This is a genomic window from Pseudomonas sp. SDO5522_S412 (assembly GCF_054071215.1).
In genome coordinates this window covers 1-6,133 of the sequence record NZ_JBSVWQ010000293.1, presented here as the reverse complement: position 1 = coordinate 6,133, position 6,133 = coordinate 1, and the positions used below count along the sequence as shown (strand labels likewise).

Genomic DNA, 6,133 nt, shown 5'->3' with positions numbered 1-6,133 from the left:
TCGGCTGCATTCCAAAGTTGGAACTCGGTCAAATGTGGGAGCGGGCTTGCTCGCGAAGGGGCCAGTCCAGGCAACATCAATGCCTAAACCATCCCCGCCAGCTTCAACTCACTCTTCAAGTACGCATAATAAATCGGCCCCGCCACCACCCCCGGCAGGCCGAACGCGGCTTCGAACACCAGCATCGCCAGCAACAATTCCCACGACTTGGCACTGATCTGCCCGCCGACGATCCGCGCGTTGAGGAAGTACTCGACCTTGTGGATCACGATCAGGTAGCCCAACGCCGCCACCGCCACCCAGATCGACAGCGACAAGGCCACGATGGTGATCAGGGTGTTGGACATCAGGTTGCCGATCACCGGTAGCAGGCCCAGCAGGAACGTCAGCACGATCAACGTCTTGGTCAACGGCAGGTGGATCCCGCACAACGGCAGCACCACCGCGAGGAAGATCGCGGTGAACGCGGTGTTCAGCGCGGCGATCTTGATCTGCGCGAAAACGATGTTGCGAAAGGCCTGGACCAGCAGGTGCAGGCGATCAAACAGCGCGGCCGCCAGGGGTTTGCGCTTGGTCAGGTCCGGCACCCGTTGCAGGGCGATGATCGCCCCCAGCACCATGCCGATCAGCAAGGTCACGAACATGTGCGCGGCGTCTTTGCCCACCAGTTGCAGTTCGCTGAGGTGTTTGCTCAGCCATTCGCCGATGGCCACGCGGAACTCGGCGGCGCTGGCCGGCAGGTAGGCGTCGAGGAACGGCGGCAACTGGCCGCGGGCACGGTCGACCACGCCCATGAACTTATCGAGGGAGGCCCCCGGGTTTTCCGCTTCGTGCAGCAGGAAGCTGATGGCCCCGGCAAAGATCAGGGTCAGGATGCTGACGATCAAGGTTCCCAGCAAGGCTACCGCCAACCAGCGCGCACGCCGGCCTTCGATCAACCGCTGCAACTGCGGGGTGAGCATGTTGACCAGCTCATACACCAGCAGCCCGGCCAGCAGGCTCGGCAGCAACTTCAATGGCAAAACCAGCAGCAGCCCGCCAAAAATCAGCACGCAACTGACCAACAACAACACGTGACGCTGAGAAAACGTTGGCATACAGCCTCAAAACGAACGGCGTTAAAGGATGGGCAGTCTGCCAGCGTTGGGTGAATCAAGCGAGAAGTCTAAACGCGGTCCAATGTGGGAGCTGGCTTGCCTGCGATGGCGGTGGGTCAGCCAACAAAGGCATCGACTGTCAGGTCGCAATCTTAGGCAAGCCAGCGCCCACAGAGTTCTGCATCATTATTTCTTCAGGCAGGTGCTCATAAAGGTTTTACGCGCATCGCCGGTCAGCGCCTGGGTTTTCGCGGTGGCGTTGCAATCTTTCATCTTCTGTTGCTGGGGGGTCAGGGTCTTGGCGTCGTTGGCCGCTGGGGCCGCCTTGAGGCAGTTGCTCATGAACGCCTTGCGATCATCACCGGTCTTGCCACTGGTCTTGGCTTCGGCGTTGCAAGTAGTCATTTTTTGTTGCTGAGCCGTCTGTGCGGCAGTCGCGGCAAAGCCTTGGGAACACAGCAGCAGGCCCATCATCAACAGCGGAATACGCAGCATCTTCATGGAGTTTTCTCCCTGTTACCGTGCCGAGGGGCACGGCCTCCCCAGCAGTGTAGTCAAACCCTGTTACACCTTCCTGCCGCGTATATGGGTCCGGCGATACTGCTCCGGCGTGCAGCCGGCCTGGCGCTGGAACATCGCGATAAACGCCGAGGCTGTGCTGTAGCCCAGGTCAAACGCAACTTCCTGGACACTGCGCGCGCTGTCCAGCGCCTCGATCGACGCCAGGAACCGCAGGCGTTGGCGCCATTCGCCGAAGCTCATCCCCAGCTCACGCACAAATTGCCGCGCCAGGGTGCGCTCACTGACATGCACCTGCTGCGCCCACTGGGCCAGCGCGCGGTTATCGCCAGGGTCGGCCTGCATGCCCTCCAGCACACTGAGCAACCCGGGATGGCTGGCATACGGCAGGAAACAATCGTGCACCGGCGCCTGCCTGAGCTGGTCTACCAGCACCTGGGCCAGGCGCACGTCGGCTTCGTTCTCGGGAATGTTGACATCACGCTCGGCGAAATCACTGAGGATCGCCTTGAGGATATCGCTGATGGTCAGGGTGCACGGCTGCGCCGGCAATTGCTCGCACAAGGCGGGCGCCAGATATACGGAGCGGTAGACGATCGCCTGGGCGTTGTAGGAACTGTGCTGGGTGTTGGGTGGGATCCATACCGCATATTGCGGCGGCGACATAAAGCGACTGCCGGCCACTTCAAAGCGCATCACGCCACGGGCCGAGTAGTCCAGGGAACCCCAGGCATGCTGGTGCGCACTGGCATGGGTGTCAGCCTCGAATTCCGAATAACGGAAATACACCGGGGCCGGCAACTGGTCAAAATCGGGAAGGTTGATGTACTTCTTGAGCATGTTGTCTGGATACAAAGGTCGGATGGCTGGATCGAAGTATAGGCTTCGATCCAGACAAAGGATAATCACCGCTCATAGACGCAATTGGTTCTTTTCGATGCAATACGCTTATCCGTTACTGGCCATTTTTATCTGGGCCGGCAATACCGTGGTCAACAAACTCGCGGTGGGGACGATTTTCCCTGCCGAGATCGGTTTTTACCGCTGGCTGCTGGCCGGCCTGCTGTTTACCCCGTTCATGCTCAAACCCGTCATCGCCAACTGGCCGCTGATTCGTCCCAACCTGGGCAAGATCTTCATCCTCGGCGTGCTGGGCATGGCGGTGTACCAGAGCCTGGCGTATTACGCCGCGAACCTGACCTCGGCCACCAACATGGGCATCATCCTCTCGCTAATGCCACTGATGGCTCTTACCGCCGCAATCATCAGCCTTGGCCAGCGCCTGACCTTCGGCGCCCTGACCGGTGCCGTGCTGTCGTTTGCCGGCGTGGTAGTGGTGGTTTCCGCCGGTAGTCTCAGCGCCCTGCTGCAACACGGGCTGAATATGGGTGACGCGATGATGCTGGTGGCCACCCTCGCCTACGCGGTCTACAGCACCCTGCTGAAAAAATGGCAGCTGCGCTTGCCGCCACTGGTGTTGCTGTACCTGCAGGTGCTGGTGGCGGTGGTGGTGTTGTTTCCGCTGTTCCTGCTCTCCGACAAGGCCGGCCTTGGCTGGTCGAATATCCCGCTGGTGCTGTACGCCTGCCTGCTGGCCTCGATGCTCGCGCCGCTGGCCTGGATGCATTCGGTGAAGACCCTCGGCCCAAGCCGCACCACGCTGTTTTTCAACCTGCTGCCGCTGATCACCGCGTTGATTGCCGCAGTGGTGTTGAAGGAGCAACTGGCGATGTATCACCTGGTGGGCGGCTTGCTGACCCTGGGCGGGGTGATTTTGTCGGAGCGCTGGACGACGCCGGTTCGCAGCAATGTCAGCGCGCAGGAAGCTACTTGAGCCCCACCACTCCGGCGACGATCAAGCCCACTGACACCAGCTTGATCAGCGTCAGGCTCTCCCCCAGCAATGCGAACCCGAGAAACACCGTGCCCAGTGAGCCAATGGCGGTCCAGATCGGGTAGGCCACGCTCACCGGCAACTCACGCATGGCCAGGGTCAGGAAGTAGATCCCGCCCACGGCCGCGACGACGGTGACCAGCGACGGCCACAGCCGGGTGAAGCCGTCGGCGTACTTCATGCCCATGGCGAAGGTCACCTCAAAGCCGGCGGCGATCAGCAGGAAAAGCCACGACACTTCAGAAGCTCCCGGCCAGGTCGCGCAGTTGCCCCTCGACTGCATCGCAGGAACGGCGGAAAACGCTCGGGTCGGACTCCTCGCCTTCTGCGGCGATCACCGTGACGTCTTCAATGCCGATGAACCCCAACGCGGTCCGCAGGTGCGGATCGGCGTGGTTCATCGCCTCGTTTTCCCCGCCCGGGCCAAAGCCGCTGCCGCCGCGACTGGTGATGATCAAGGCCTTTTTGCCCAACAATAACGGCTGGTACTGGGCGATGCCCTGGCTGTCCTGGGTGATGTCCACGGTATGGCCCATGCGCACGATCTGGTCGATCCAGGCCTTGAGGCCGCTGGGAATCCCGAAGTTGTACATCGGTACGGAAATCACCAGCAGTTCGTGCTCGACGAGCTCGGCTACCAGCTCATTGCTCAGTTGCAAATCGGCGTGCATGGACAACGGCATCGCCTGCGGCTCCGGGTGGAAGCTGGCGGCAATGAACGCTTCGCTGACGTGGGGAATCGACGCCCGGCCCACTTCGCGGCGGGTCAGTTGCGCGTCGGGATTGGCGGTGTGCCAGGCGGCCAGGAACACCTCGGCAAGGCGCCGGGAGTGGGAACGTTCGCCGCGGGGGCTGGAATGGATCGCAAGCATTTTTTTCATCTGTAGGCCTTCACACGCTAGACTCAGGCAACCTGAATGGCTGGCTCTGTTACGCATAAATCTAGAGCCGAGCGGCCTTACTCACAAATGAGCAATAGTTGTTTTGGATGAATTGAATTCATCCATGGAGCCTCACATGTTTGCCTCGCTGCCCCTGACCGCCCTGCGCGCCTTTGAATCGGCCTCGCGCCTGTTGAGCTTCAAGGCCGCCGCCCAGGAGTTGTCGGTCACGCCGACGGCGGTGTCCCATCAGATTCGCTCCCTGGAAACCTGGCTCGGCGTACCGCTGTTCGAGCGCCTGCCGCGCCAGGTGCGCCTGACGGAACGCGGCGAGCGCCTGTTCCACAGCCTGCACGGCGCCTTGCTGGACGTCGCGCAAAGCGTCGACACCCTGCGCCCGCAACGCAGCGCCAGCAATCTCACGCTCTCCACTACGCCGGCGTTTGCCGCTCTGTGGCTGGTGCCGCGACTCGGGCGCTTCTATGCCGCCCATCCGGATATCAGCCTGCGCCTGGACACCAACTGCGCCGTGGTCGATTTACAGCAGGATGCCAGCGTCGACCTGGTGATCCGCTACAGCATCGACGACTACACGAACCTGTACGGTTTGTGCCTGTTCGACGAATGTTTCGCCGTGTATGGCTCCCCCGAACAAGTCGCCCTGGCGCGCGAGCGCACCCCGACCCTGATCAGCGTGCGCTGGCACAACTCCAGGCTGTACGCCCTGGGCTGGCAGGCATGGTGCGAAAAGGCCGGGGAAGACTGGTTGCAATCCGCTTCGCCGCTGCGCGAATACGACGAAGAACACTACGCCCTGCAAGCGGCCATCGCCGGCCAGGGCCTGGTGCTGGCGAGCAATATCCTGGTCTCGGAAAGCGTCGCCAGCGGGTTGCTGGTGCCTTACCGGGCACAGGTCCGCGTCAACGGCGCCGGCTACAGCGCCCTGTGCGTACCGGGACGGGAACGGCACCCGCCGGTCCGGGCGTTTTTTGAGTGGTTGCAGGAGGAAGCGCGGCTGTCGGGGCACGCTCTGTAAAATCCGATAAAACTTTTTGCGTTGCCTGGGACTCACAACTTGGAGCGATCACGCCGGCAGAGCGTGGCGCAAAACCGGATTAGTACCAGGAGAATGAGATGACTGACTCACATTTGTCTGACGTAGCCACTTTACGTGACCGCGCCCGCAAGAACGTCGAAAACGGTGCCGTGACCGAAGGTTATGACGCCGACCGCCAGGAAATCCTGCGTCTGCTCAACGAATCGCTGGCCACCGAGCTGGTGTGCGTGCTGCGCTACAAGCGCCACTACTTCATGGCCAATGGCGTCAAGGCACATGTCGCCGCCGAGGAATTCCTCGAGCACGCCACCCAGGAAGCCGAACACGCCGACAAGTTGGCCGAGCGTATCGTGCAGTTGGGTGGCGAGCCGGAGTTCAACCCCGACCTGCTGTCGAAGAATTCCCACGCGCAGTACGTGGCCGGCAATACGCTGAAGGAGATGGTCTACGAAGACCTGGTGGCCGAGCGCATCGCGGTAGACAGCTATCGCGAAATCATCCAGTACATCGGTGACAAAGACCCGACCACTCGCCGGATCTTCGAAGACATCCTGGCCCAGGAAGAAGAACACGCCGACGACATGGCGGATATTCTGAAGGACCTGTAACTAACACAGCTAACACCGCAAAACCCATGTGGGAGCGGGCTTGCTCGCGAAGGCGGTGGGTCAGTCGGAACATTCTT

General features: G+C 61.3%; 8 protein-coding genes. 3 read left to right on the top strand and 5 right to left on the bottom strand.

Features of this window, described 5'->3' with window-relative positions; all coding sequences use genetic code 11:
* Positions 1–83 precede the first annotated feature (83 nt).
* From ACW9I6_RS29860 to ACW9I6_RS29850, 3 genes are all read right to left on the bottom strand, one after another.
* On the bottom strand, positions 84–1,097 hold the full coding sequence (locus tag ACW9I6_RS29860; protein WP_003217402.1) for an AI-2E family transporter: 1,014 nt from the start codon (positions 1,095–1,097) through the stop codon (positions 84–86).
* Between the two features lie 186 nt (positions 1,098–1,283).
* Positions 1,284–1,598 (bottom strand): PsiF family protein, encoded by a 315-nt coding sequence (locus tag ACW9I6_RS29855; RefSeq protein WP_003217404.1) that lies wholly within the window; start codon positions 1,596–1,598, stop codon positions 1,284–1,286.
* A gap of 63 nt (positions 1,599–1,661) precedes the next feature.
* Positions 1,662–2,456, bottom strand: coding sequence for an AraC family transcriptional regulator (locus ACW9I6_RS29850; protein ID WP_003217407.1), 795 nt, complete (start codon positions 2,454–2,456; stop codon positions 1,662–1,664).
* A 97-nt stretch (positions 2,457–2,553) separates the two neighbouring features.
* On the opposite strand from ACW9I6_RS29850, the gene ACW9I6_RS29845 reads away from it, so the two are divergent.
* Positions 2,554–3,450, top strand: a complete 897-nt coding sequence (locus ACW9I6_RS29845; RefSeq protein ID WP_087693122.1) for a DMT family transporter — start codon at positions 2,554–2,556, stop codon at positions 3,448–3,450.
* Here ACW9I6_RS29845 and ACW9I6_RS29840 read toward each other — a convergent pair.
* Together ACW9I6_RS29840 and ACW9I6_RS29835 are read right to left on the bottom strand one after the other, a co-directional pair.
* Complete coding sequence (locus ACW9I6_RS29840) at positions 3,443–3,748, bottom strand: DMT family transporter (RefSeq protein ID WP_003217412.1); 306 nt, start codon at positions 3,746–3,748, stop codon at positions 3,443–3,445. The two genes, ACW9I6_RS29845 and ACW9I6_RS29840, sit on opposite strands and share 8 nt — an antisense overlap.
* A gap of 1 nt (position 3,749) precedes the next feature.
* A complete protein-coding gene (locus tag ACW9I6_RS29835) occupies positions 3,750–4,391 on the bottom strand; it encodes an FMN-dependent NADH-azoreductase (RefSeq protein ID WP_087693121.1) in 642 nt (213 codons plus the stop codon).
* Between the two features lie 124 nt (positions 4,392–4,515).
* Here ACW9I6_RS29835 and ACW9I6_RS29830 point away from each other — a divergent pair, with 124 nt between their 5' ends.
* Together ACW9I6_RS29830 and ACW9I6_RS29825 are read left to right on the top strand one after the other, a co-directional pair.
* Positions 4,516–5,427 (top strand): LysR substrate-binding domain-containing protein, encoded by a 912-nt coding sequence (locus ACW9I6_RS29830; protein ID WP_457340149.1) that lies wholly within the window; start codon positions 4,516–4,518, stop codon positions 5,425–5,427.
* Between the two features lie 98 nt (positions 5,428–5,525).
* Positions 5,526–6,056, top strand: a complete 531-nt coding sequence (locus ACW9I6_RS29825; protein WP_003217418.1) for a ferritin-like domain-containing protein — start codon at positions 5,526–5,528, stop codon at positions 6,054–6,056.
* Positions 6,057–6,133 lie beyond the last annotated feature (77 nt).

Excerpts from the sequence above, each read along its gene's own strand:
- ACW9I6_RS29855 (WP_003217404.1), bottom strand. The coding sequence starts at position 1,598 with ATGAAGATGCTGCGTATTCCGCTGTTGATGATGGGCCTGCTGCTGTGT.
- ACW9I6_RS29850 (WP_003217407.1), bottom strand. The coding sequence starts at position 2,456 with ATGCTCAAGAAGTACATCAACCTTCCCGATTTTGACCAGTTGCCGGCC.
- ACW9I6_RS29835 (WP_087693121.1), bottom strand. The coding sequence starts at position 4,391 with ATGAAAAAAATGCTTGCGATCCATTCCAGCCCCCGCGGCGAACGTTCC.
- ACW9I6_RS29830 (WP_457340149.1), top strand. The coding sequence starts at position 4,516 with ATGGAGCCTCACATGTTTGCCTCGCTGCCCCTGACCGCCCTGCGCGCC.
- ACW9I6_RS29825 (WP_003217418.1), top strand. The coding sequence starts at position 5,526 with ATGACTGACTCACATTTGTCTGACGTAGCCACTTTACGTGACCGCGCC.
- ACW9I6_RS29860 (WP_003217402.1), bottom strand. The coding sequence starts at position 1,097 with ATGCCAACGTTTTCTCAGCGTCACGTGTTGTTGTTGGTCAGTTGCGTG.
- ACW9I6_RS29845 (WP_087693122.1), top strand. The coding sequence starts at position 2,554 with ATGCAATACGCTTATCCGTTACTGGCCATTTTTATCTGGGCCGGCAAT.